The sequence below is a fragment of the Flavobacterium franklandianum genome (assembly GCF_007097365.1).
Lineage (GTDB): Bacteria > Bacteroidota > Bacteroidia > Flavobacteriales > Flavobacteriaceae > Flavobacterium > Flavobacterium franklandianum.
This window is the reverse complement of record NZ_VJZR01000002.1, coordinates 262,227-287,555: the sequence shown is the minus strand read 5'-3', so window position 1 is coordinate 287,555 and position 25,329 is coordinate 262,227. Positions and strand designations below refer to the sequence as shown.

Annotated in this window: 23 protein-coding genes; 12 read left to right on the top strand and 11 right to left on the bottom strand. The window is 34.1% G+C overall.

Annotation, left to right across the window (positions count from 1 at the left end; genetic code table 11):
- Positions 1-5 precede the first annotated feature (5 nt).
- The 3 genes from FNW17_RS03790 (at position 6) to FNW17_RS03780 (ending at position 3,799) form a co-directional block, all read left to right on the top strand.
- Positions 6-1,169, top strand: coding sequence for a 5-(carboxyamino)imidazole ribonucleotide synthase (locus FNW17_RS03790; protein ID WP_144070909.1), 1,164 nt, complete (start codon positions 6-8; stop codon positions 1,167-1,169).
- Positions 1,170-1,231: 62 nt separating this feature from the next.
- Positions 1,232-1,717 (top strand): 5-(carboxyamino)imidazole ribonucleotide mutase, encoded by a 486-nt coding sequence (purE, locus tag FNW17_RS03785; RefSeq protein ID WP_143391079.1) that lies wholly within the window; start codon positions 1,232-1,234, stop codon positions 1,715-1,717.
- Positions 1,718-1,771: 54 nt separating this feature from the next.
- Entirely contained in the window at positions 1,772-3,799 is a 2,028-nt protein-coding gene (locus FNW17_RS03780; protein WP_144070908.1) for a M3 family metallopeptidase, read from the top strand.
- A 49-nt stretch (positions 3,800-3,848) separates the two neighbouring features.
- Here the strand turns inward: FNW17_RS03780 and FNW17_RS03775 are convergent, their stop codons facing one another.
- Positions 3,849-4,622, bottom strand: a complete 774-nt coding sequence (locus FNW17_RS03775; protein ID WP_143391081.1) for a hypothetical protein — start codon at positions 4,620-4,622, stop codon at positions 3,849-3,851.
- Between the two features lie 135 nt (positions 4,623-4,757).
- Between FNW17_RS03775 and gcvP the strand changes: the two genes are divergently transcribed.
- The 7 genes from gcvP (at position 4,758) to FNW17_RS03740 (ending at position 12,363) form a co-directional block, all read left to right on the top strand.
- Positions 4,758-7,607, top strand: coding sequence for an aminomethyl-transferring glycine dehydrogenase (gcvP, locus tag FNW17_RS03770; RefSeq protein ID WP_144070907.1), 2,850 nt, complete (start codon positions 4,758-4,760; stop codon positions 7,605-7,607).
- Positions 7,608-7,657: 50 nt separating this feature from the next.
- A complete protein-coding gene (locus tag FNW17_RS03765; protein WP_144070906.1) occupies positions 7,658-8,020 on the top strand; it encodes a group III truncated hemoglobin in 363 nt (120 codons plus the stop codon).
- 139 nt (positions 8,021-8,159) lie between these two features.
- Complete coding sequence (locus tag FNW17_RS03760; protein WP_144070905.1) at positions 8,160-9,218, top strand: 3-oxoacyl-ACP synthase III family protein; 1,059 nt, start codon at positions 8,160-8,162, stop codon at positions 9,216-9,218.
- A 62-nt stretch (positions 9,219-9,280) separates the two neighbouring features.
- Positions 9,281-9,802: a methyltransferase gene (locus FNW17_RS03755; RefSeq protein WP_143391085.1), complete on the top strand. Its 522-nt coding sequence runs from the start codon at positions 9,281-9,283 to the stop codon at positions 9,800-9,802.
- Positions 9,803-9,892: 90 nt separating this feature from the next.
- A complete protein-coding gene (locus FNW17_RS03750; protein WP_144070904.1) occupies positions 9,893-10,741 on the top strand; it encodes a glycosyltransferase family 2 protein in 849 nt (282 codons plus the stop codon).
- A gap of 114 nt (positions 10,742-10,855) precedes the next feature.
- Entirely contained in the window at positions 10,856-11,602 is a 747-nt protein-coding gene (locus FNW17_RS03745) for an MlaE family ABC transporter permease (RefSeq protein WP_143391087.1), read from the top strand.
- Complete coding sequence (locus FNW17_RS03740) at positions 11,602-12,363, top strand: ABC transporter ATP-binding protein (RefSeq protein WP_143391088.1); 762 nt, start codon at positions 11,602-11,604, stop codon at positions 12,361-12,363. The genes FNW17_RS03745 and FNW17_RS03740 overlap by 1 nt, the downstream gene beginning before the upstream one ends.
- 97 nt (positions 12,364-12,460) lie before the next feature.
- On the opposite strand, the gene FNW17_RS03735 is transcribed toward FNW17_RS03740, so the two are convergent.
- The 8 genes from FNW17_RS03735 to FNW17_RS16770 form a co-directional block, all read right to left on the bottom strand.
- Positions 12,461-13,522 carry a mannose-1-phosphate guanylyltransferase gene (locus tag FNW17_RS03735; RefSeq protein ID WP_143391089.1) on the bottom strand — a complete coding sequence of 354 codons (1,062 nt, stop codon included), beginning with the start codon at positions 13,520-13,522 and terminating at the stop codon, positions 12,461-12,463.
- 51 nt (positions 13,523-13,573) lie between these two features.
- The gene (locus FNW17_RS03730) at positions 13,574-14,173 is read right to left on the bottom strand and encodes a SprT-like domain-containing protein (RefSeq protein WP_143391090.1); all 600 of its coding nucleotides are present in this window, start codon (positions 14,171-14,173) and stop codon (positions 13,574-13,576) included.
- A gap of 104 nt (positions 14,174-14,277) precedes the next feature.
- On the bottom strand, positions 14,278-14,955 hold the full coding sequence (locus tag FNW17_RS03725) for an SDR family NAD(P)-dependent oxidoreductase (RefSeq protein WP_143391091.1): 678 nt from the start codon (positions 14,953-14,955) through the stop codon (positions 14,278-14,280).
- Between the two features lie 165 nt (positions 14,956-15,120).
- The gene (locus FNW17_RS03720) at positions 15,121-17,127 is read right to left on the bottom strand and encodes a hypothetical protein (RefSeq protein ID WP_144070903.1); all 2,007 of its coding nucleotides are present in this window, start codon (positions 17,125-17,127) and stop codon (positions 15,121-15,123) included.
- Positions 17,128-17,194: 67 nt separating this feature from the next.
- On the bottom strand, positions 17,195-18,703 hold the full coding sequence (locus FNW17_RS03715) for an ELWxxDGT repeat protein (RefSeq protein ID WP_144070902.1): 1,509 nt from the start codon (positions 18,701-18,703) through the stop codon (positions 17,195-17,197).
- Between the two features lie 41 nt (positions 18,704-18,744).
- Positions 18,745-18,990 (bottom strand): hypothetical protein, encoded by a 246-nt coding sequence (locus FNW17_RS03710; RefSeq protein ID WP_144070901.1) that lies wholly within the window; start codon positions 18,988-18,990, stop codon positions 18,745-18,747.
- Positions 18,991-19,106: 116 nt separating this feature from the next.
- Positions 19,107-19,913: a hypothetical protein gene (locus tag FNW17_RS03705; protein ID WP_143391094.1), complete on the bottom strand. Its 807-nt coding sequence runs from the start codon at positions 19,911-19,913 to the stop codon at positions 19,107-19,109.
- A 31-nt stretch (positions 19,914-19,944) separates the two neighbouring features.
- Positions 19,945-20,175 (bottom strand): helix-turn-helix transcriptional regulator, encoded by a 231-nt coding sequence (locus tag FNW17_RS16770; protein ID WP_143391095.1) that lies wholly within the window; start codon positions 20,173-20,175, stop codon positions 19,945-19,947.
- A 226-nt stretch (positions 20,176-20,401) separates the two neighbouring features.
- On the opposite strand from FNW17_RS16770, the gene FNW17_RS03695 reads away from it, so the two are divergent.
- Both FNW17_RS03695 and FNW17_RS03690 read left to right on the top strand, forming a co-directional pair.
- Entirely contained in the window at positions 20,402-22,270 is a 1,869-nt protein-coding gene (locus FNW17_RS03695) for a sensor histidine kinase (RefSeq protein ID WP_143391096.1), read from the top strand.
- Positions 22,267-22,899, top strand: coding sequence for a response regulator transcription factor (locus tag FNW17_RS03690; RefSeq protein ID WP_143391097.1), 633 nt, complete (start codon positions 22,267-22,269; stop codon positions 22,897-22,899). Before FNW17_RS03695 ends, FNW17_RS03690 begins: the two co-directional genes overlap by 4 nt.
- Positions 22,900-23,561: 662 nt before the next feature.
- Here the strand turns inward: FNW17_RS03690 and FNW17_RS03685 are convergent.
- Both FNW17_RS03685 and FNW17_RS03680 read right to left on the bottom strand, forming a co-directional pair.
- A complete protein-coding gene (locus FNW17_RS03685) occupies positions 23,562-24,206 on the bottom strand; it encodes a hypothetical protein (protein WP_143391098.1) in 645 nt (214 codons plus the stop codon).
- Between the two features lie 61 nt (positions 24,207-24,267).
- Complete coding sequence (locus tag FNW17_RS03680) at positions 24,268-25,155, bottom strand: ATP-grasp domain-containing protein (RefSeq protein ID WP_235893237.1); 888 nt, start codon at positions 25,153-25,155, stop codon at positions 24,268-24,270.
- Positions 25,156-25,329 lie beyond the last annotated feature (174 nt).

Genomic DNA, 25,329 nt, shown 5'->3' with positions numbered 1-25,329 from the left:
ATAAGATGAATTATTTCTCTTCCAATTTTAAATTAGGCATTCTTGGTGGTGGACAACTCGGCAAAATGCTGTTGTTTGATACCCGAAAATTCGATATTCAAACTTATGTTTTGGATCCAAGCGACGAAGCACCTTGCAAAATCGCCTGTAATAAATTCTTTCAAGGTGATTTAATGGATTTTGAAACCGTTTATAATTTTGGTAAACAAGTAGATGTTTTGACTTTTGAAATTGAATTGGTCAATCTTGAAGCATTGGAAAAACTGGAAAACGAAGGCAAAAAAGTATATCCTTCGCCAAAAACCTTGAAATTAATCCAAAACAAAGGAATTCAGAAACAGTTTTATTACGAAAATAACATTCCAACAGCTCCATTTGAAAAATTTTCCAATTTAGACAATCTGAAATCAGAAATCGTTAATCAACAATCTGCAATCCAATTGCCTTTCGTATGGAAATGCACGGAATTTGGTTATGACGGAAATGGAGTGAAAATTGTTCGAAGCATCGAAGATTTAGATAATTTGCCCAACGTAGAATGTATTGCCGAGCAAATGGTGCCGTTCAAAAATGAATTGGCAGTTATTGTTTGTCGCAATCCTTCGGGCGAAATCAAAACCTATCCTGTTGTTGAAATGGAATTTCATCCCGAAGCCAATCAAGTAGAATATGTAATTTGTCCAGCTAGAATTGACAAAAAAGTAGCCGAAAAAGCCCGAGCCATTGCGCTTAATGTTTCCGAACAATTCAACCACGTGGGACTTTTGGCAGTTGAAATGTTCCAAACCGAGGATGATGAAATCTTGGTAAACGAAGTGGCTCCTCGCCCACACAATTCAGGTCATTACAGTATAGAAGCCAGTTATACCTCGCAATTCGAAAATCATTTGCGAGCCATTCTCGATTTACCTTTAGGAAATACCGACAGTAAAGCAGCCGGAATCATGGTCAATCTTACCGGAGCCGAAGGTTTTTCGGGAGATGTAATTTACGAAAACATCGAAACCATTTTAGGTTGGAATGGAGTAACTCCACATATTTACGGAAAAAAACAAACCCGTCCTTTTAGAAAAATGGGTCACGTTACGATTGTAAATGAAGACATTAATGAAGCGAGACGAATTGCAGAGGATGTGAAGAATACGATAAGAGTTATCAGTCGTCAGTAATCAGTTTTCAGTCGCAGTTAGCAGCTTGAAACCTTAAACTTGAAACAAAAAAATAAAAAACAATGAGCAAAGTAGCCGTAATAATGGGAAGCATATCCGATATGCCCGTAATGCAAGAAGCCATCGACATACTAAAAGGATTTGATATAGAAACTGAAGTCGATATTGTTTCGGCACACAGAACTCCCGAAAAACTATTTGACTTCAGCAAAAACGCACATACACGCGGTATTTCGGTAATTATTGCCGGTGCTGGTGGAGCGGCACATTTACCGGGAATGGTAGCTTCGATGTCGCCACTTCCTGTAATTGGAGTTCCTGTAAAATCTAGCAATTCTATCGATGGTTGGGATTCTGTTTTGTCGATTTTGCAAATGCCGGGTGGTGTTCCTGTAGCAACCGTTGCCTTAAATGGAGCGAAAAACGCTGGTATTCTTGCGGCACAAATCATTGGAAGCTCGGACAAAAAGGTGTTGGACAAAATCATAGCCTACAAAACCGGATTGAAAGAAGCCGTAATCATCGCTTCTGAAAGCTTAAAAAAATAAACAAATAAACAAATACGGTACGGACAGGTCGCGACCTGTCCCTTCAAAAACAAAATGAAAATACTTACTCAACATTTCGACACCAAACACAATACAGCTCCATTTTCTCAAATAAAAATGGAAGATTACCAACCCGCTTTTATCGAAAACATTGCTGCTGCCAAAGCAGAAATTGATGTGATCGTCAACAATCCAGCAGCTGCAACATTTGAAAATACAATAGTTGCTTTGGATTTTTCGGGAAATGAATTAGACAGATTATCCTCTATATTCTTTAATTTGAATTCAGCCGAAACCAGTGACGAAATGCAAAAAATTGCACAGGACGTTTCCCCTTTATTAACCGAATTCAGCAACGATATTACGCTAAACGAAGATTTATTTAAAAGAGTAAAGGCAGTTTACGACCAAAAAGATAGTTTAACACTAACTACGGAACAAGTGACATTATTAGACAAAAAATTCAAAGGTTTTTCTAGAAATGGCGCTTTACTTTCTGAAGAAAAAAAATTAAAACTTCGTGAAATCGATACACAATTAGCCAAACTAAAACTGACTTTTGGCGAAAATGTTTTGGCTGAAACCAACAATTACCAATTGCATATTACCAATGAAGCAGATCTAAAAGGACTTCCAGAAGGAACCATTGAAGCTGCAAAATCATTGGCCAAAAGCAAAGAGTTGGAAGGCTGGATTTTCACTTTGGATTTCCCAAGTTATATTCCGTTTGTGACGTATGCCGACAACCGCGAATTGCGAAAAGAAATGGCGATTGCTGCGGGTAAAAAAGCATTTCAGAACAACGAATTTGACAATCAGGAAATCACGTTGAAGATTGCCAAATTGCGTTTTGAAAGAGCCAATTTATTAGGATACACAACCCATTCTCATTTTGTTTTAGAAGAAAGAATGGCGCAAAATCCTGATAAAGTAAAATCGTTTTTGAATGATTTATTAGCCAAAGCCAAACCTGCTTCTCAAAGAGAATTTGCAGAGTTAACTGCTTTCGCCAACGATTTGGACGGAATTGATCATTTAGAAAAATGGGATGGCGCCTATTATTCCGAAAAATTGAAACAAAAATTATTCAATTTGGATGACGAAAAACTAAAACCTTATTTTCAATTAGAAAACGTCTTGAACGGCGCTTTTACTGTTGCCAATAAATTATTCGGATTGACTTTTACCGAAATTTTCGACATCGATAAATACCACGAAGAAGTAACAACCTATGAAGTCAAAGATGAATTTGGCGAATTCGTGGCAATTTTCTACGCGGATTTCTTCCCAAGAAAAGGCAAACGAAATGGTGCTTGGATGACAAGTTTCAAATCGCAATATATTAAAGACGGCAAAAACGAAAGACCACATATTTCAAATGTTTGCAATTTTACCAAACCAACAGAAACCAAACCATCACTGTTAACTTTCAACGAAGTAACGACTTTATTCCACGAATTTGGTCACGGATTACACGGAATGTTGGCCAATACAACTTACCCAAGTTTATCTGGAACATCGGTGTATTGGGATTTTGTAGAATTGCCAAGTCAAGTAATGGAAAACTGGTGCTACGAACCGGAAGCTTTGGCATTGTTTGCCAAACATTATGAAACTGGTGAAATCATTCCGCAAGAATATGTAGAAAAAATCAAAGAGAGCGCGAGTTTTCAGGAAGGAATGGCCACTTTGCGTCAAATTAGTTTCGGATTATTGGATATGGCTTTCCATAGCAACAATCCAACCGAAATCACCAACATAAAAGCTTTTGAAAAAACAGCTTTTGAAGGAACGACTTTGTATCCTGATGTAGCCGAAAATTGTATGTCGGTTTCGTTTTCACATATTTTTGCTGGTGGCTATTCCTCTGGATATTACAGTTACAAATGGGCTGAAGTTCTCGATGCTGATGCTTTTGCATATTTCCAAGAAAAAGGAATTTTCAATAAAGAAGTGGCTAAAAAATTCAAAGACAACGTACTTTCTAAAGGAGGTACCGAATTGCCAATGGAATTGTATAAACGTTTTAGAGGTCAGGAACCAAAACCAGATGCTTTGTTGAAAAGAGCGGGGTTGATTTAAAAAGATTGTAGAATATAGATTGAAACCGAAGTAGTAATGCTTCGGTTTTTTATTGGAATAAAACTAATAGCAGCCACCAAAAAATCGGAACACTTTCGATCCAAAAAGAAGTATAGTATTTGTTCCTTTTCAACTCTGTAAAATTTATCAGAGTGACCGTACTAATTCCTATTGGCAGCACTAAATAGCTGGGATGCAATTTTAGAAACTCTAAAACAATAAAAGGGATTACCACTAAAATTCCAAAGAGTTTAGTACTATCAATACCAAATTGTTGTGGCAAAGTATTCAAGGATTTATCATCGGTTTTAATGTCCATTATTTCGAATGGAATAAGCAAACTAATTAGTATAAAAAAACGTTGAAATATACTTGTATAGAATTCTAATGGCAACCACTTTGAATTTTGAAACGGAATATAAACCGTGATAAAAGTAACCACAAAACTGACCAAGAAAAGTTTTAGCCAACCCAGTTTTCTCAAAAAAGGGTAAATCAAAACTAATAATCCTGAGATCAAGATTAGTTTTTGAACAGAAAAATTTAGATAATAAAAAGAGTATAAAAATCCAATCACAGCCAAAAAAGTTACAGCAAGAATTGAATAATATTTGTTTGAACGATAATTTCTACTTTTAAATACTGCATAATATTTCAAGAAATTGTACCCTATAACAGTTCCAAAAAAAACACAAATCGAAAAATTGCTTATTGAATTCAGGCGATTTGAAATAATAGTAATTTCAAGGAGACAAAATACGGCAAAAGCCACGTGAATACTGCTGTTAATATAAAAATCGAAAAATTTTATTAAAACTTTCATTCAACAAAAATAACAAAACTGTTAATAACAGAACGTTTTAGTTGAAAAATAGACAAAAATGAATCGCCTAATGACCCCTTTTTTTGATAATAATCCATAAATTTGCGTCTCAAAAAACAACACTATTATCACTACATGAAAACAGATGCTTTTGCTTTAAGACATATTGGACCAAGAGAAAGTGAAATTCAACAAATGTTGAAAACCATTGGAGCCGAAACGATAGACCAACTAATAAATGAGACACTTCCTGATAATATTCGCCTAAAAAAACCACTAGATTTAGACCCAGCAATGACAGAATATGAGTATTCAAATCATATTCAACAATTGGGAAATAAAAATAAAATGTTTCAATCCTACATCGGTTTGGGATACAATCAAGCGATTATTCCTGCTGTGATTCAAAGAAATATTTTCGAAAATCCGGGTTGGTACACCGCTTATACTCCATATCAAGCTGAAATTGCTCAAGGTCGTCTCGAAGCAATTTTAAATTTTCAAACTATGGTTATCGAACTCACAGGAATGGAAATAGCAAACGCTTCCCTACTTGACGAAGGAACTGCAGCCGCCGAAGCAATGGCTTTATTGTTTGACGTTCGTTCTCGTGACCAAAAGAAAAACAACATCAATAAATTCTTTATTTCCGAGGAAATATTACCCCAAACTTTATCGGTTTTACAAACACGTTCTGCGCCAATTGGAGTTGAATTAGTAATTGGGAACCACGAAAATTTTGATTTTTCAACCGAGTTTTTTGGAGCGATTCTTCAATATCCAGGAAAATTTGGACAAGTTTATGATTATTCTGATTTTATTGCCAAAGCAAAAAATAATGAAATAAAAGTAGCCGTTGCTGCCGATATTTTGAGTTTGGCAAAACTTACCCCTCCGGGAGAAATGGGAGCTGCTGTCGTTCTTGGAACTACGCAACGTTTCGGGATTCCGTTAGGTTATGGCGGGCCACACGCTGCTTATTTTGCTACAAAAGATGAATACAAACGTAGCATGCCTGGAAGAATTATTGGCGTAACAATTGATACTGACGGAAATCGTGCGCTTCGAATGGCTTTACAAACTCGCGAGCAACATATTAAGCGTGACAAAGCGACTTCTAATATTTGTACAGCACAAGTTCTACTTTCGGTAATGGCTGGAATGTATGCGGTGTATCATGGCCCAAAAGGGTTGCGATATATTGCCAATAAACTTCACGCCTTAACTGCGACTTTGGCAAACGAATTGCAAAAAATAGGATTGCAACAAACCAATACTGCTTTTTTTGACACCATTGTTGTAAAAACCGATGTCAAAAAAGTAAAAGAAATTGCCGAGAATAACGAAATCAATTTCTATTATATCAACGAAAATACCGTTTCCATTTCCTTGAATGAAACTACAAGTATTGCCGATGTAAATAAAATAGTTTCTATTTTCGCTTCCGCAAATAATACTCAGGCAACTGCAATAGAAACTATATCTGAAACGAATCATTTCCCTTCTAATTTAGCGAGAACCTCAGGGTTTTTGGAACACGATATTTTCAACAAACATCATTCAGAAACGGATTTGATGCGTTACATCAAAAAATTAGAACGTAAAGATTTATCTCTAAATCATTCGATGATTTCTCTAGGTTCTTGCACGATGAAATTGAATGCAGCCTCAGAAATGCTTCCATTAAGTTATGCGAATTGGAACAACATACACCCTTTTGCACCACTAGATCAAGCGCAAGGTTATCAAGAAATGCTGTCCAAACTAGAACAACAATTAAACGTAATCACTGGTTTTGCAGGAACAACTTTGCAACCCAACTCGGGTGCTCAAGGAGAATATGCAGGACTAATGGTAATTCGTGCGTATCATCAATCTTGTGGTGACCACCATAGAAATGTAGCGCTTATTCCTTCTTCGGCACACGGAACCAATCCTGCTTCAGCGGCAATGGCTGGTATGAAAGTTATTGTTACCAAAACATTGGAAAACGGAAATATAGACGTAGAAGATTTACGTGAAAAAGCCATTCAGCACAAAGATGATTTGTCTTGCTTGATGATAACGTATCCTTCTACTCACGGTGTTTTTGAAAGTGCCATTTGTGAAATCACACAAATCATCCACGAAAATGGCGGACAAGTTTATATGGATGGTGCCAATATGAATGCACAAGTAGGATTGACAAATCCTGCAACCATTGGCGCTGACGTTTGCCATTTGAATTTACATAAAACGTTTTCTATTCCACACGGAGGTGGCGGACCCGGTGTTGGACCCATCTGTGTGGCGAAACATTTAGTTCCCTTTTTACCAACAAATCCAGTAATTGCAACTGGTGGAGAGCATGCTATTTCTGCAATTTCAGCAGCGCCTTGGGGTTCTGCATTGGTTTGTTTGATCTCTTACGGCTATATTTCGATGTTGGGTGCAGAAGGTGTAACAAAATCAACTGAAATAGCCATTTTGAATGCCAATTATATCAAGGAAAAACTAAATGGGCATTACGATACTTTATATTCAGGCGAAATGGGTCGTGCAGCTCACGAAATGATTTTGGAATGTCGTCCTTTCAAACAAAAAGGAATCGAAGTTACAGATATTGCCAAACGTTTGATGGATTATGGCTTTCATGCACCAACCGTTTCTTTCCCAGTGGCAGGAACTTTGATGATTGAACCAACAGAAAGCGAAAACTTAGAAGAGTTAGACCGTTTTTGTGATGCAATGATTTCGATTCGTAAAGAAATTGAAGCTTCGACATTGGAAGACAAAAATAATGTTTTGAAAAATTCTCCACATACTTTAGCGATGCTGACTGCCGATGTTTGGAATTTTCCATACACAAGAGAACAAGCCGCTTTCCCATTGGAATATATCGCAGAAAACAAATTCTGGCCTACTGTTCGTAGAGCTGACGATGCTTATGGCGATCGAAATTTAGTTTGCAGTTGCGCACCAATTGAAGCGTATATGGAAAACTAATAAAAATCTAAAATGTCTCGAGAAATCGGGACATTTTTATTGATAATACTATGAGAGACATTCTAACCCGAGAAGATTTGCATTTATTGATGAGTGAATTCTATTTGAAATTACTCGCCGACAGCAAAATCAGTTATATTTTTATCAAAGTAGCCAAAATAGATTTAGCTTCCCATTTATTAGAGTTGGTCGATTTTTGGGAACAAATCCTCTTTGACAGAGGAAGCTTTCGAAAAAATGTGCTCCAAATTCATACCGACTTAAACCAACAATCCAAACTTTCGGATGAACATTTTGCCATTTGGCTCAATTATTTCAACACAACTATAGATGAAAATTTTGCAGGACAAACAGCCGAAAACATGAAAACCAGAGCACTCTCGATTGCAACAGTAATGAAAATAAAAATGTAATATTTTTAATGTTTTTCATAACAAATTATCAGTATTTCATTTAAAAGCAAGCTATTTAATAATTATATGCACGCATAGTGAATTTTATCTAAAAATATCATTTTTTATCTCTAAATTAGCCTAATATTATTTATTTCCAATGAAAATTAAAATAACCGGAGTAGGAAGTTACATTCCCGAAGTAAAAGTTGCCAATATTGATTTTGACAAAAACGTATTTTTAAATGAAGATGGCAGCCCTTTTGCCTATCCAAATGAAGTCGTAATAGGAAAATTTAAAAACATAACAGGAATCGAACAAAGGCGTTACGCTGCACCAAACCAATGTTCCTCTGATTTGGCTTTTTTAGCTTCACAAAAAGCGATTGAAAACGCTGGAATTGACTCTGAAACCTTAGATTATATTATTTTTGCACACAATTTTGGTGATGTAAAACCTGGCACAAATCAATCGGATATTATTCCAAGTTTGGCCACCCGTGTCAAACATAAATTACAAATAAAAAATCCAAAATGTGTGGCTTACGACATTCTTTTTGGCTGTCCAGGATGGATAGAAGGCGTACTCCAAGCCAATGCTTTTATACTTTCGGGAATGGCAAAACGTTGTTTGGTAATTGGAGCCGAAACCCTTTCGAGAGTAGTTGACGATCACGACAGAGATTCTATGATTTATTCTGACGGAGCTGGAGCAACAATTATAGAAGCTTCTGACGATGAAACAGGAATGTTATCCTACGAAAGTGCCACATTTGCAAATGATGAAGCTGGCTATTTGTTTTTTGGAAAATCATACAATCCAGAGGTAAACCCAGATATTAAGTACATAAAAATGTTTGGTCGAAAAATTTACGAATTTGCATTAAGTAATGTTCCTGCAGCGATGAAAAGCTGTTTAGACAATAGCGGATTAGGTATTGATGATGTAAAAAAAATCCTGATTCATCAAGCCAACGAAAAAATGGACGAAGCTATAATTCACCGTTTTTACAAATTATACGGCAAATCAGTCCCAAAAGACATCATGCCAATGAGTATTCACGAACTAGGAAACAGCAGTGTAGCAACCGTTCCTACTCTATTCGATTTGCTAATTAGAGGAAAAATCGAAAATCAGGAAATACACAAAGGAGATGTTATTATCTTTGCATCCGTTGGCGCAGGAATGAATGTCAACGCATTTGTTTATAGATATTAGACCTCAAGGTAAAAACTAATCAAAATTAAGAACGTGAGATTGCTTCGTTCCTCGCAATGACTATGTACGAAAAAACATTTCCGAATAAGAGATTCAAACATACTTTAGAATTTATACAAAAATACATTTCCACATCTGAAACTATTTTTGATTTAGGCGTTCCAAACCCTTTTTCAAAAATAATGGTAAAAAACGGATACACCGTAAAAAACACCACAGGCGAAGACATCGACAACAATCAAACAGCATTGCAAAACGAAGATTACACTGTTTTTACCGCTTTTGAAATTTTTGAACATTTGTTGAATCCTTACACAGTATTAGAAAATGTAAAATGTGACAAATTGTTAATTTCTATTCCATTACGCTTGTGGTTTTCATCAGCTTATCGTAGCAAAACCGATATGTGGGACAGGCATTACCACGAATTTGAAGATTGGCAATTGGACTGGCTTTTAGAAAAAACAGGTTGGAAAATTATTGACAGGGAAAAATTTACACATCCTGTAAAGAAAATTGGGTTCCGACCATTATTGCGATTTTTTACGCCAAGATATTATATCGTTTATGCTGAAAGAGCTTAAACAAATCCCAAAAACAAATCCTCTAATTCCCATAATAGTGTATCGAGATTATTTGTATTTGGAATTCAAATAATTGGAATTTTTAAACTTATGAGATACTATATCGTCATTCCGTCTTACAACGAAGAAGCTTTTGTCGCTTTGACTTTGCAATCGTTGATTTCGCAAACTTTTTTGCCTTCAAAAATTGTGGTGGTTAACGATAATTCTACTGATAAAACTGCCGAAATTGTTTTGGAATTCGCCAAAGAAAATCCGTATATCAGTTTGGTAAACAAAACTTCTGAAGCGATACATTTGCCAGGAAGCAAGGTCATTCAAGCTTTTCAGAAAGGACTAGAAACCTTGGATAATGATTACGATATCATTGTAAAACTCGATGCCGATTTGATTTTTCCTCCGAATTATTTCGAAACTATCATTAATCATTTTCAAACGGATTCCAAAATTGGAATGGCAGGCGGCTTTTGTTACATCGAAAAAAATGGCGACTGGGTTCTGGAAAACCTAACCGACAAAGACCACATTCGAGGGGCATTGAAAGCCTATAGAAAAGAAACTTTTAAACAAATAGGTGGATTAAAACCCGCAATGGGTTGGGACACCGTAGACGAATTACTTTGCAAATTCTACAATTGGAAAGTCGTCACCGACAAAAGTCTGCACGTAAAACACCTAAAACCAACTGGGGCAAATTACAACAAAACGGCCCGATACAAACAAGGCGAAGCCTTTTACAGCTTGGGTTACGGTTTTTGGATTACTGCAATTGCTTCGGCGAAATTGGCAATGATGAAGAAAAAACCATTGCTATTTATTGATTATATCCAAGGTTTTTGGAAAGCTAAATCGGCAAAAAAACCAATGTTAGTCAATCCCGAACAAGCAAAATTTATCCGAAAATATCGTTTGCAGAAAATGAAGGAGAAATTGTTTTAATATTTCGTCCTTTCGAAATTAAAAACAAAATCTGAAATTCCAACAAAATACAGTATTTTTGCGTAGATATATTCCTGATCGAATACCGCTACTAGTAAACTGAAAACTCAACAAATGATGCTCCTCCGTTATTTATCCCAAATTGGAAAATATTTCTTAATGTGGAAAGAAATTTTCAGAAAACAGACGAAATGGTCTGTGATGAAAAACCTAATCTTCAAAGAAATTGATGAATTAATTATAGACTCATTGGGCATTGTAGCTTTTATCTCCGTATTTGTTGGAGGTGTTGTGGCAATACAAACGGCATTAAATTTAGACAACCCTTTGATTCCAAAAAATCTAATTGGTTATGCCACCCGAGAATCTGTAATTTTAGAATTTTCACCAACATTCATCTCGATTGTTATGGCTGGAAAAATGGGTTCTTTTATCACATCAAGTATTGGTTCTATGAGAGTTACAGAGCAAATAGACGCCTTAGAAGTTATGGGAATAAACTCCTTAAACTACCTTGTTTTTCCAAAATTAATTGCCATAATACTTTATCCATTTGTGATAGGAATCAGTATGTTTTTAGGAGTTTTTGGAGGTTATATCGCCACAGTTTATGGAGGATTCGGAACGAGTATAGATTTTATAAATGGTGTTCAAAGTGATTTTATGCCCTTTCACGTAACCTACGCTTTTATTAAAACTTTTATTTTCGGAATACTTTTGGCATCTGTACCTTCATTTCATGGTTATTATATGAAAGGCGGTGCTCTTGAAGTAGGGAAAGCGAGCACCGTCGCATTTGTTTGGACATCGGTTTTGATTATTTTTGTGAATTATCTTTTAACGCAATTACTTTTAACCTAATGATAGAAATAAAAAACATAGAAAAATCATTTGGTGATACCAAGATTCTTAAAGGAGTTTCTACGGTTTTCGAAACTGGAAAAACAAATTTGATTATTGGTCAAAGTGGTTCAGGAAAAACAGTTTTACTTAAATCATTACTCGGAATTCACACTCCTGAAGTTGGCACAATTTCGTTTGACGGCAGAATCTATTCTGATCTTAAATCCAATGAAAAACGAGAACTGAGAACCGAAATCGGGATGCTTTTCCAAGGAGGTGCATTGTTTGATTCGATGACTGTATCAGAAAATGTTGGTTTTCCGCTAAAAATGTTTACCAATGACGACAAACATAAAATTCAGGATCGTGTTGATTTCGTTTTAAAAAGAGTAGCACTTGTTGATGCTCATCATAAATTACCCTCTGAAATTTCAGGTGGAATGCAAAAACGTGTCGCTATTGCTCGAGCCATCGTAAACAATCCTAAATATTTGTTTTGCGACGAACCCAATTCAGGCTTAGACCCCAACACAGCTACTCTGATTGATAATCTTATTCGTGAAATTACCGAAGAATACAACATCACAACAGTAATCAACACCCACGATATGAATTCAGTGATGGAAATTGGTGAGAATATCCTGTTTTTAAAAAATGGAGTTAAAACTTGGGAAGGCACAAAAGAAGAGATTTTCAGAACAGATAATAAAGCCGTTGTTGACTTTGTATATTCTTCAAATTTATTCAAAAAAGTTAGAGAAGCTTATTTAAAGGAATAAAAAAAGTTCTATCTAAAATGTTTTCAGATAGAACCCGTTTTGAAATTTGCGTAATCTTTTATACCAACTGAGTAATACTCATAAATGAATATCTAAATTAAAGCTTATTTGCCAAAGCTGTTATTCGTTTTATATCTTGCTCTTTACTTTTAGGGTAAATGAGTAGAACTCCCTCTTTGTCCACAATAATGTAATCGTGCAAACCATCAACAACGATGATCTTATCGGCATCAGACCTGATGATATTACCTGAGGCATTTTCTAAAACAACTTTTGCATTAATAACCCCGTTTTTATTTTCATCTTTATCTAGTTTTTCGTGAAGCTGTCCCCAGGTTCCTAAGTCATTCCAGTCAAAAGTAGCCGGAAGAACGTACACATTATTGGCACTTTCCATTACGGCATAATCGATAGAAACATTTTCGGATAAGGCATAATTTTCTTCGATAAATGATTTTTCGGCAGGTGTGTTGTAACTTTCCAAACCTTTTAGAAATAAAGTGTTCATTTGAGGTTGAAACTTTTCGAAAGCTTCGGTGATTGACTTGGCACTCCAAATAAAAATTCCACCATTCCACAAGAAATTACCACTTTTCAAAAATGATTTTGCAGTTTCATAATCGGGTTTTTCACGAAATTGAGACACTTTTTTTATTGGATTAGTATCAGTTTTATCAAATTCAATATAACCAAAACCTGTATTTGGGTAGGTGGGTTGAATTCCAAGTGTCATCAACGCATTTTCTTTGGAACAAAAATCGAAACATTGCTGCAAATTTTCTGCAAAAGTTGTTTCGTCTTCTATCCAATGATCACTAGGAGCTACCACCATAACGGCATCAGGATTTTGTTTTTGAATTTTAAGAGAAGCATATAAAATACAAGGGGCTGTATTTCGCATCGCTGGTTCTAGTAAAACTTGCTCTTGTTTTACCATTGGCAATTGCTCTAAAACTATCGAATTGTATCGCTCATTCGTTAAAATCAAAATATTTTCTACTGGAATCAATTTCGATAATCTACTGAAAGTTTTCTGGATTAAAGTATCACCAGCACCCAACATATCGTGAAATTGTTTTGGAAATTCAGCTGTACTCACTGGCCAAAAACGAGATCCAACTCCACCGGCCATCAATATTGCGTAATAATTTTTGTTCATAGTGTTGTGGGATTTAAGAAATCTCATTTTTTATTAATGCTACAAATATAATCAACTCGGTAATAATTCCACCTCAGCATTTGGATTAAAAAGATAAGTTCTCCCTGAACTTACCTCAACACATTCGTATCGTTTGGTTCGTAAAGCTCCTTTTTTGAAAATCTTTCCGTTGTGAATTCTAAAAATACTGCTGTAAGGAATTTCAAAAATATAATTTTTATCGTTTTGCAAATCAAATTGTTTCAAAGCCAATGACAATGTAGCATCTGTATCGCTGCTTGCGGTCGGATTTTTGAAATGCCGCGCCAATAATGGCAACAAATGATTGGGGAAAATCTCGGGACGAATAAAGGGAATCATCAATCGCTGAAAAGAATATTTCCACTCATTCCCGTGAGGTTTGATGTTTCTTCCAAATTTTTCGAACGCTACCAAATGTGAAATTTCGTGAACCAACGTAATCAAAAATTTGTATTTATTTAGGCTGGCATTGACCGTGATTTCGTGTTTTCCGCTTAACCCTTTTCGATAATCTCCGTGACGAGTTACCCGTTCATTCACAATTTTGAGATGCACTTGATTGGCTACAATCAGTTCAAAAACTGGTTTTACGGCGTGTTCAGGGATATATTTTGAAAGGGTTTCGCTCAAAGTTAGAAGTTAGAAGTTAGAAGTTAGAAGTGGGAAGTTAGAAGTAAACATATTCATGAGACTACCAACGTCTAACAAATAACGCATAACTCATACTTGACTGGCTATGGATTAGTGGATGAAACTTGAAGCACTTTTCCGTTGTAATATTTATTTCCGGTCAAGGCAAAGTCAAAAATATAATTGGCCATATCCTTTGCCGAAATTGGGGCTTCGTAACCCGGAAATGCTTCTTGTAACATTTCGGTTTGAACCGCACCGAGTGCCAAAACATTAAACGAAATCCCCTTCTCTTTATATTCTTCTGCCAATAATTCCGACAAAGTAATCACGGCGCCTTTGCTGGAACTATAAGCTGCTAGACCAGCAAATTTTAAACTTCCTTGTATTCCACCCATTGAACTAATGGTTACAACGTGACTTCCTTTTTGCAAATAGGGCAGACACGCACGTGTTAAATTGGCAACGCCAAAAACATTGACTTTATATATATTCTCGAAATCTTCTTGAGATGTTTCCGAAAAAGGTTTCAGTAACAAACTTCCAGCATTATGGATTATTATATCTACGTTCTTCCACGAATCGGAAAGAAAACTTTGTACTTTCTGCATTTCGTTTTCATCAGACAAATCGATGGAAAGACACGTGATGTTTTGGTTTTCAATAAGAGCTTGTGGTGTTTTTCTGGAGATCGCTAAGACATTATGACCTGCAGTGGCAAATTGTATAGCCAATTCATAACCAATTCCTCTGGAAGTTCCACTAATGATAATGTTTTTCAAAATATATTTTTTGGCTAAATTAAAAAAATTCCATCAAGTATAAAACAAGATGGAATTTTAAAATAGATTTTGTGTTTTCGACAATCCTTTAAACTAAAAAATTAATTCTGATTGAAATGAGATTTAAAACAATAATCTAAGTGAACAAAAGAAATTTCTTAAAATTTAATTTTTAGTGTATTCTGTTATATATTTATTGATACAACTGCCACATGTTGGATTTAAAGTTGTTGCAGGTTTACCGTCCCCACTTTCTACAGTATATTTAATTACAGGATAAGTTACCTTAAAACCAAACTGAAAATTCCACCAGCCAGACTCGTTATAATAATAAGGACCGTTCCCTGAAATATTCCAACGCATCGGGTACTTAACATAACCTAAAGTTACATTAGGATCTGGATTTTTAACAATTCCTGTTCCATCTTCAAATAACTCCAAATCCCAAAACCTTTCTATGCCGTTAACTCCGTCAAAATACCTTACCTTCCATTTCCCTTTAAATGCCTGTTTATAAATTGAAATTGAGTCTATTATTTTCAAATTAACATATTCAGAAGATAATCCAGAATTTTTAAATGCTGGTTTGATTTCAAATTTTGTTTCTTGTGTGCCCATAACAAAAGTTGCAGCTAACTTCCCTTCAATACTAGTAGGAATAATTTTGTTTCCTTTTAGTGTTGAATCGCCAGAATTGATTTTGTTAACCTCAAATGGTAAACCAATAGCATATTCCTTACTGGCTGGATCTAGTGTTATAGTTGATTGTCCTATAAGACTCGTATTTATTGAATATTTAAATGTTGTTTCATTCACACTTGCAGTATAAGTATGCTCACTTTTTGCCTGCCCTGAAAATTCAGTTCCAGTAGGAGTAATAAACTGCATCCCAGTTGTATTTGTTAATTGTAATTCTCCAAATGAAATGCCGTCGTAATAATTTCTAGTTTCCTTTCCTTTTATGTCTGAAAAAGCATAATCTCTGAGCAAAAGATATAGAGTTGAAGCTTCTTCAAGCTTATTTAAATAGGTACTGGTAATGTTTTCAATGAAATCCAAATATTTTTTTTCAAAACTTGGAATACATTTGACGGAAACAGCATAAGCATCCTTTGCTAGATTATAAACAAACTTATCCCTAGCTAATTCATCTGTAATCACAAATGTTGAAGCAGATAGTTTCATGTTTTTAAAGATATCGATTGTAGCATCTCTACAATCATTTTTAACCAACAACTTTTTAATCCCGACAGGCATTGCAAATGAAAGAATATTTACCCCAATATTATAACGGTTAATTAAGTCGACTTTCTCTTCTAAAGCTTTAGTTCCAAAGTTATCTATACCATTTGTAAATCTAAGTTCATATTTACCTTCTTTTGGAAATTTAAACGCCCTGATGTTTTCACTATTTTCTGTTGTAAAATAATCATATATCCACTCCGCCGCTGAACTTATAGAAAAAACAAGGCCTTGGTTATCAAAAATTTGAGGTCCGGAAACAGAAACTCCTGTTGCTGCATCAACCACTTCCATCCCTACAGTTGCATATAACGGAAATTTTTTATTCCATTCAACAGTCCCATTTCTTGTATAGCTGAATTTAAAAGTATCTGCAAGTGTCTTGCTGATTTTGCTTTGTTTGGCTTGTCTTTTTGCAATACCTATCTCTAAACCAGTTTTATTTAACAAACTGACAAAAGATGTATTTTTAAATGGCGAAGTATTTGCATTTAAAGAAGTTTTAATAAGACTCTTTAACTCATCATATTTTGGATGCTGTTCTATTTTTGTTAACAACTCGGTATTTTGAAAACCTTGTAGCGCAATTTCTGGATGGAGTGTGAAATAAAACAATAATATATCATTTGTAGATATCGAATTATTCAATCCAGTTTTCGAATAATAACCAAACATAATTTCATTATCCTTTATAAATAATAAAGGAAGATTTTCAGCAACTGTATTGGTTGTGTTTGTGCTAAAATTGCCCCCGGCATCAACTTTAGCTTCTCCTTCGATGGTTACAGCTGTTAAGTCCGCAAAATTGATTTTTAAGTCGTCTTCAATCTTAATAGTTTCAGTGGGCAAATCAGAACTTTCATCTTCTTTACTACAAGAAAACAATACTACGGATAATATTACTAGAATAATTGAATTTAATTTTTTCATAATTTTTGTTGTTTTTGATTTTCTTTATCGATAGGAATTGTAAAGTTTATACGTTTCTAACTCTCTTTTACTCTTTCACAAACTTGGTTTGAAACTTATCTTTACCTGAATAAGCCTTTACAATATAAATTCCTGTGGTTAAGTTTTGAACATCTACTTGGTTAGTATTTTGGGTTTGCTCCAAGATTTTTTTGCCTGATAAATCGGTGATGATGATTTTATCGATTTGATTGTTGCCGAGATATTTCAGATTCAATGTAGTTGATGCAGGGTTTGGATAAATTAGAAAAGGGTCGTGAACTAATTTTAAATCGCTACTTAATGTTCTAGTTCCTAGCTTGTACAATGCGCTGCCGTCGGTGGTAAATTTTGCATTAAAAAAAAGGATTCCGAAATTTTTGTACAGCTTATTACTTATTGTTCCCTCACCAAGAGGGGAAGAGGTGTTGGTAGCGTCCAGAGGCGTAATAACTTTTGTACCATCTGTTGTAGCGTCCGTCTCGATTAATTGGAAGTTGTTTAGCCCCGTTTTTGAAATTAAATATGCCTTATTGCCTACTGTAAAAATTGAATCATAATTGCGGCTGCTTCGATTACCCGGGTAAAGGTCTTTTAAAAGTGTTGTACCAAGCGTGGTCCCGTCACTAACCCATAATTCATTACCGTTTGTGCTTTCAAATGCATTAAAAATTATCTTGTTGTTAACTACTGTAATTTTATCAATTGAGGAATTTTGTGGTCCTGTATTTATATCTTTAACTAATTTAGTCCCAGATTCTGTTCCGTCAGTTACCCATAACTCCTCTCCAGAATCATCAGTCACAGCTTTAAAATATAGTAAGTTATTATACAATGTCCATTCAGTTGATGCTGTCGCAATATTCCAAAGTTTTTTAATTGCGATTGTATTGGCAGCGTTGCCATCCGATGACCAAAGGTACTTTCTGCCAGAATTATCATTTGGATTGTATGCGAAGAACAATAACTTATTGTTGATTATCACAAAAGAACTTGGCCAACCTGACAATCCTAAATTAAAGGAATCTCTTCCTGGATTACAATCTTTAAATAATTTAGTACCTGATGCTGTCCCATCAGATTCCCAAAGTTCTATACCTAATGCCCGATTATGAAAGGTAAAATAGATTTTATCTTTATAAATTATTAAATCATAGTCCAATAGAATAGTTCCAAGATAATCCGATTCGGCTAGGATGTAAGTGCCTAGATCAGTCCCATCTGTAACCCAAAAATCTCTTCCTCCGCTTTCACTATATCCAAAAAAGTAAAGTTTATTCCGATAAACCATATAATTTGTGGGTGAATCTTGACCAAAATCTCCAGGATTGATGTCTTTTATCATTTTAGTACCTAGTGCAGTACCATCGGTAACCCACCATTCGATATTTGTTGCATTAGTATTTGTAACAGATTTTATGGCCGCTTTAAAAAACAATAAGTTATCAACTTTAACAAAATCATTATAAATGTCTTTGAATCCCGTTTTTAAAACTTTAGTACCAGTTGTTGTGCCATCAGAAATCCAAAGTTCTCCTGCAGATGTTTCAATAAACATTTTTCCTAGATGCACACTTTTTATGTATGAAAAACCTGTGGTTAGTGTTGCAATAAATTCAGTATTGGCTGTACTCCCGTTGGTAACCCATAAATCCTTATCGTTGGAAATAAAATAACTTTTGTTATTATATTCGGTAAAATCGCTAAAAGTATACCTGAAACATTTTTTACAAATTCTGGAACTTGAGATTGAATTGAAAAAATTCCAAAAAAGAAGAAAATCAATAATAATGATTTTTTTCTATTTACAAGTTTTAAAAATAGCAATTTCTTTATTAATTTCATAATTTACGTTGTTTTTAATTTTCTTACTTACGAGGCTTTTCAGAGTGCTCCTCGTTTTTAGTTGTTCCTGAGCTTACCGTTTGTTTTACTAAATTTTGATGTTAAAATAAATGGACTTACCAAATAATAATAGTTTTTATCTGACCTTCAAAATCAATAAATGATTCGCCAATTTGAGAACAACTAGATGGCCATTGAGATGCATCTGGGAAGAATTCCCAGTTTAATTTGCTTTGGCCACTTAAAGATAAATAAGTCCAACTAGTTTCAGGATTTATAAATAATGGACCAGGCCCCTGATTAATTACCCTGATGGAACCAGATTGAATTCCATCTGAGTTGAAACTACTAGTTACAACAGTTCCAGCCGCCCACGCTGAACGGTATAAATTAGTATTTGAGCTGCTACAGTTCCCTGTAGGCTTATTGATAATTATTTTGAATTGTCCTTTAGGACGCACGCCACCAGTAATTCCTCCAGTAACACAAGGGTAATTTGACGATGCAACATATTGGGTTGGGTTATTTGTGGTCACAGCTTGGTTTGGAACTCCTACAATTAACTTTCCATTTATAAATAACAACGGAAATTCAATGACATCTGTCCCGATAGTAAAAGTCATAGAAGGTTTAGAAGAATTAAAAGTTCCAATTGTTTCTTTACCCCCGGAGCAAGCTTTAGCAGTAGAGCCCGACAATGACAGATATGCTATTCCAGCACCATCATTTCTACTCCAATAGTTGCCAGTAGGCTTACTACCATTATATATACCACCGCTTGATCCAGTTCCAGTTGTTCCAGTTCCTGCCCCTGTCCCGCTGCCACTTTCTGTTTGGTAATCCCCTAAGTCTTCTCCCATATTGTCACAGGAATTTACAGTGATTGCTAAAAACATAAAAACTATCAATTTAATTTTTTTCATAATACTGAGTGTTTCATTAATTAATCTTTTTTTATTTTATTACAACAGACTTAAAATTCATTTCACAAATCCTTCCCTTACAGCCAGCTATTTGTTGTGTATTATTAAAACCTGTCTTCCGTAACATATTGCGGCGATGTGTTTGAACTGTGCTCTTTGTTATTTCTAATTTTAGTCCAATTACTTCGCTAGTTAAGCCTGCACAGATTAACGACAAAACCCTCAGTTCGGATTTACTCAATACATTAATTTCTTTGTCCATCGAATTTAAAATCTTTAGAAAATTAACATAACCATTTAAAAACCAAACTTAAACAGAATGAGTCTAAAAAAAAATACCTACTATTAGGTATTTTTATATTTTGAGTTTTAAGATCTTAGAAGAAAATAATTATATTTTGGGCTTTTTAAAATAAGCCTATATCAAAAACTTACACAATACCAATAAGTTGGTATTTAAATCAGGATTTAAAACTCTAAATTTGTATATGCTTAAAAAGATAATTTTATGTAGCGCCCTTTTTTTCATAGGCATAGCAAATGCTACCCCTCTGAATCCTTATGTTTTTAATAATGACTACAATCATCTTGCTGCCTACTATCAATATATAGAAGATTGCGATAACCTATCTCAAGAAGAAGTTGTGCAGAAATTTAATGCTGGAAAATTCAGATCGCAAACACCAAATACAGCGTTTAGTTCTGGAATTTCAACCTGTAGCTATTGGCTGGTGGTAAATGTGGTCAACAAATCAAGCCAATACAACAAATTTTTGTGGAGCTTTTATAATAACGGACTTGAGTTTGAACTCTACGAATTGGTGGGTAATAAACTTGCCTATAAAAGCAAATCTTCTATGCATTTGTCTATCTCGGAGAGAATGTTCCCTGTTCGAGCAGTTTCTTTTCCGTTTTACTTGGAGAAAAATAAAAGCAGGACACTTTTTGTAAAAGTCTCGCCTACAATTTCTAAAAACACCTATTTCCCAACAGATATTACCACGCCAGAGGACTTCCTTTTATACGAGGTCGATTTTAGCTATTTAATGGGTAAATACATCGGCCTGTTGCTTTTTGCACTTTTTGTCAATTTATGTATGTATTTAATCATCAAAGAACGACAGTACATATACAGTATTTTTTATATTCTTTGCATCATTTTGTTTCAAATTTCTGATTTTCATTTTGATTTTTTTGAAATTCCGAAAGCTTTTTTTAATTTTTGGAGTTATGTAAATAAGGATTTCTACATGGGATTGTCGATTTTTTTCTATGCCAAAATTTTTGCACTTTATGTAAATTTAGAAACTCATTTTCCAAAATTTAATACTTATTTTAGAGTATTAAATTATGTTTTAGTGCTTTTTATAGTTTTAATTTTAGTTCCCGTATTTTTACCCAATACAAATCTATACCCTATTCAAACCATTAATTTATTGCTTAATTTTTGGATTTATGCAATAATAACCAGCATCTTTTTTATTGTTTTGATTGGTATCTTCCAGCAGAAGAGATATTTTCTACTTTTTGGAATTTCGTTTATTTTCCTTTTTTATGGATTTGTTTCTTATTTGCTCAATGTTTTGAACTCCTATCATTTGCCCATTTTTAGACCAGGTAATATAATCAATGGATTGCTTATTGAAGTGTCTCTATTAACAATTTTCTTTGTTTATAAATTCAAAATCGAGAAAGAAGAAACTGCTCTAAAAATTATTGCCACTACTAATAAAAACTATATTTTAACCAAAAAAATACTTACAATTGAGTCAGATGAACAAGAACGTTTATCCAGAAACATACACGACGAAATAGGAAGTGACATCACCGGGCTTAGACTGCAGCTCGAAAATCATTTATACAAAAGCAATATCGAGCAGCAACAACAAAAAGAAATATTAGAAAATGTAGTGATGCTATATGAAAAAGTTCGTAATCTAAGTCACTTTATGAAAACAGATGGATTTGGAGACAATCTGATGCATATTATTGAAAATCTAATTGCTTTTTACAAAAAAAATATCTCTAATATTGAATTTGAACTTTATACTAACATTGAAAAAGAGATTAACTTTGAGAAAGATATCCAAATACAAATATTTAGAATCATCAAAGAAGCATACACCAATGCGCTCAAACACGCCGCTGCTTCAAAAATAGTAATGCAACTTATCTTTGAAAAACAAATTTTGATGATAATTATTGAGGACAACGGAATTGGTTTTGACATCAATTACAAAAAACACAATGGTGGTCTTGAAAATATAAAATCAAGAGTCAGTTTTTTATCCGGAAAAATAAATATCGATAGCAATAGTACAGGAACGTCTTTAATAATTGAAATCCCTTTAGAATGATTGCAAACCAAAACTACAATATAGCCATTGCCGATGACCACAAACTTATTCTTGCGGGTATCAGAAACATTGTTTTAGACAATCAACTAGGAACCGTTGTTGGCGACGCCTCAAATGGTTTTCAATTGTTGCAACTTCTACAACACAAAAAAGTTCATCTCGCTATCATTGACGTTAATATGCCGGAAATGAATGGTGTTCAAACTGCAAAAAAAATAGTAGAACTTTACCCTGATGTAGCGATTTTGATATTGAGCCAATATGAGAATATTGAGCTAATTAAAGAACTTAAAATAATTGGAGTCAAAGGATATTTATCTAAAAGCTTTGAATCTGATCAGTTGATTGAAGGTATCAAAACTATCAAGGAAAATTGCAATTATTTTCCGCTCCTTGACCGCGAACACATAACTTTCAAAAAAGACAAGACACAATTGACTACAAGAGAACTAGAAATATTATCGCTAATTGCCAAAGGAAAAACCTCTAAAGAAATTTCTTGTCAACTTTTTCTCAGCCAATATACTGTTGAAACTCACAGAAAAAATTGTATGCGAAAACTAGAAGTAAACTCAACAATTCAGCTAATAAACGTTGCAAAAGACAAAGGATATATTTTATATGAGTAGCCTACTACACTGCATTATTTAGTTAAGATACATAATACGTAAATTTAATATGTAATAAGAAATATCACTTGGAGACTACTTGTAGATCTTCTAATCATTAGAATAATTTAACCCTTATCCACATAAAAAAAAGCATTAAAATCAAAATTTTCAAAAACTATATCTTGTTTCAAATTTAACAGATGAGGAAAAGAAATCCGGCTTTTTACAGCACTTTATTCTGTCTAATAACTAACTTATGTTATCAAAAAAGAGGCTTTGTCTATTGCCAAAGACAACAACAAAACTATCGGCTACATCTTTGCCGAAAGCTGAGATTTCTATAGTTAATATCCCATTTTCGAATATAAGAATAGTTTGTTTCCAAAGCTAATTTTTTTGGATTTTGAAATAAATTCAGCAAGCAATTTTCAGTATGGATCCATTTGCATTGACAAAAAATACAGAGGGAAAGGATTGGTTAATTTGCTGTTTAAATTTATGCGAATTCACGATGTAAAAAATATCCGTTGCGTTTGACTTTTATTATCAAAGACAACGTTCCTTCCTATAAAGAACATACCTAAAAACTCAAATGGACTGTTATTGGCGATTTTCAATTCAACGACAACAATTATTTTATTTTGGGGTATGATATAAATATGCCCGTTTAGTAAAAGAGATTAAAATTTACGATAATATTTTTTATAAACTTTAAATCCTTGAAAAACTGCCAAGGCAACAAAAAACAAAGGAATCACTATTGGAATAATCCATTTTGAATAATCGAGTATTTTTTGAGACAATGAATCCAATAAAATAATAACAGAAAGCATCCCGAAAAAAGTCCCAACCAAAGTCCCTAAAATATAATAAAATTTAAGTTTTCGTTCTAAATAAATAGATTTAGTATTCAATAAATACAAATTCCAACCCATCCAAAATGGGATTTGAAGAAAATTCAATCCACACAAAACCATTCCGATAAAAAAGGGAGAGAAATGAATATATTCTTCTAAATAATTAGATTCTTCGGTCGATTGATTGGAATGGGCATAAAATAAATAAGCGATCAATAAAAGAAAAAAGACCGCAAAAAAATCAACTGACCTCATTAATTTTTTGTTTTCTGCCAATTGGTTTGCAAAAATAACGGTGCAATAAATAACAATAGCTTCTACTAGAATCACTCCTAATAAATAAAAAACTAATGAATTAATTCCCAATTTAGAAAAAACCTCAACCCCAATAATATTCAAATAGCCAAGAGGTAATGAACCCAGAAAGCTTACAATAAAACCAAAAAATATGTTTTTGAGTGTTGTCATAATTATATTACCACGAATTCACGAATTAATTTGTATGAATTCGTGAATTCGTGGCCAAACTTTAAAAATTAACTATCTTTTTACTTTGTTCCAAATGTAGCTTGTACTCTTTCATTCCCACTTTATGAGCTAAATAAGGGATTCCTTTTTTATGATTTTCAGCACTTATTTCAAACATATAAGTAATGTGCCGTGCTAATTCCTTCCAAGCAAAAAAAAGAGAATGTCTTGGGTCATAAATATGAGTTGGTTCACTGGCAGCTCCATTCAACTCTACTACTGAAAAATTTTCACCTCGCTCTAATTCCTCCCAACTGTTGTACATAATGTCTAATCTTCCAAAATAAAAACCCGGAATTTGCAAACACATTTCATTAATGGTTTCTGTCAATTTTGGTTTAATCCAATGACTACAATCAATGAATTTTGCACCACGAGCATGATTACCATAGGGAACTAAATTTAGCTTTTCGCCCTTTGGTAAAATATCCAGCATTTTCTTTCCATATTCTTTTTTTAAAACTTTCAATTGCAATTCGTAGCGTGGATTTATTTTAATTAACTCTTCGGTTGTAGAAAAGCCATCGCCAGTAATAATTAAAAATTCTTTAGATACTATTCCAGTAATTCTTCCCGTTTTTTCTCCCGACGCATCGGGAGGATAACGCACATAAAAAATACCCACTTCCTTTTCGAAAGGAATTAAATCTTGCACCAAGAAATCAAAATTAGCTTTTTGATTATAGCACTCTAATTCTTGTGAATTGTGAATTTTTTTGACGGCAGAACCTCTCAATCCTATATCTGGCTTCGCCATCAATGGATATTTTATACCCGAATCTTCGATGGTTTTCAGAATTTCATCCAAGCTAGTTCCTTCTAGTATCAATTCAGTTTTAGGGTAATATTGTTGTGGAATAAGGTTGTAAATTGCTTTTTTGGACTCCATTATAAACCCTCCATTTTTTATCGTTGGATTAGAAGCATTAAAGAAAAATAGAGATTTCGCTCTAATTGAATAATATATCCAAAGAAAATAAATAGGAATATAGACCACCAGGAAAGGCCAGTATTCCCAATGAGTAAGTTTGTGAAAAAAAAGTTTGAAGTTTAAAGTTTGAAG

What these genes read in the sequence shown, in the direction of transcription:
- purE (WP_143391079.1), top strand. Translation starts at nt 1,232, where the DNA reads ATGAGCAAAGTAGCCGTAATAATGGGAAGCATATCCGATATGCCCGTA.
- FNW17_RS03680 (WP_235893237.1), bottom strand. Translation starts at nt 25,155, where the DNA reads ATGGAGTCCAAAAAAGCAATTTACAACCTTATTCCACAACAATATTAC.
- FNW17_RS03685 (WP_143391098.1), bottom strand. Translation starts at nt 24,206, where the DNA reads ATGACAACACTCAAAAACATATTTTTTGGTTTTATTGTAAGCTTTCTG.
- FNW17_RS03780 (WP_144070908.1), top strand. Translation starts at nt 1,772, where the DNA reads ATGAAAATACTTACTCAACATTTCGACACCAAACACAATACAGCTCCA.
- FNW17_RS03775 (WP_143391081.1), bottom strand. Translation starts at nt 4,622, where the DNA reads ATGAAAGTTTTAATAAAATTTTTCGATTTTTATATTAACAGCAGTATT.
- FNW17_RS16770 (WP_143391095.1), bottom strand. Translation starts at nt 20,175, where the DNA reads ATGGACAAAGAAATTAATGTATTGAGTAAATCCGAACTGAGGGTTTTG.
- FNW17_RS03690 (WP_143391097.1), top strand. Translation starts at nt 22,267, where the DNA reads ATGATTGCAAACCAAAACTACAATATAGCCATTGCCGATGACCACAAA.
- FNW17_RS03765 (WP_144070906.1), top strand. Translation starts at nt 7,658, where the DNA reads ATGAGAGACATTCTAACCCGAGAAGATTTGCATTTATTGATGAGTGAA.
- FNW17_RS03710 (WP_144070901.1), bottom strand. Translation starts at nt 18,990, where the DNA reads ATGAAATTAATAAAGAAATTGCTATTTTTAAAACTTGTAAATAGAAAA.
- FNW17_RS03735 (WP_143391089.1), bottom strand. Translation starts at nt 13,522, where the DNA reads ATGAACAAAAATTATTACGCAATATTGATGGCCGGTGGAGTTGGATCT.
- FNW17_RS03705 (WP_143391094.1), bottom strand. Translation starts at nt 19,913, where the DNA reads ATGAAAAAAATTAAATTGATAGTTTTTATGTTTTTAGCAATCACTGTA.
- FNW17_RS03760 (WP_144070905.1), top strand. Translation starts at nt 8,160, where the DNA reads ATGAAAATTAAAATAACCGGAGTAGGAAGTTACATTCCCGAAGTAAAA.
- FNW17_RS03720 (WP_144070903.1), bottom strand. Translation starts at nt 17,127, where the DNA reads ATGAAAAAATTAAATTCAATTATTCTAGTAATATTATCCGTAGTATTG.
- FNW17_RS03745 (WP_143391087.1), top strand. Translation starts at nt 10,856, where the DNA reads ATGATGCTCCTCCGTTATTTATCCCAAATTGGAAAATATTTCTTAATG.
- FNW17_RS03750 (WP_144070904.1), top strand. Translation starts at nt 9,893, where the DNA reads ATGAGATACTATATCGTCATTCCGTCTTACAACGAAGAAGCTTTTGTC.
- FNW17_RS03695 (WP_143391096.1), top strand. Translation starts at nt 20,402, where the DNA reads ATGCTTAAAAAGATAATTTTATGTAGCGCCCTTTTTTTCATAGGCATA.
- FNW17_RS03790 (WP_144070909.1), top strand. Translation starts at nt 6, where the DNA reads ATGAATTATTTCTCTTCCAATTTTAAATTAGGCATTCTTGGTGGTGGA.
- gcvP (WP_144070907.1), top strand. Translation starts at nt 4,758, where the DNA reads ATGAAAACAGATGCTTTTGCTTTAAGACATATTGGACCAAGAGAAAGT.
- FNW17_RS03740 (WP_143391088.1), top strand. Translation starts at nt 11,602, where the DNA reads ATGATAGAAATAAAAAACATAGAAAAATCATTTGGTGATACCAAGATT.
- FNW17_RS03755 (WP_143391085.1), top strand. Translation starts at nt 9,281, where the DNA reads ATGTACGAAAAAACATTTCCGAATAAGAGATTCAAACATACTTTAGAA.
- FNW17_RS03715 (WP_144070902.1), bottom strand. Translation starts at nt 18,703, where the DNA reads ATGTTTATTGAAACATCTGCAGGAGAACTTTGGATTTCTGATGGCACA.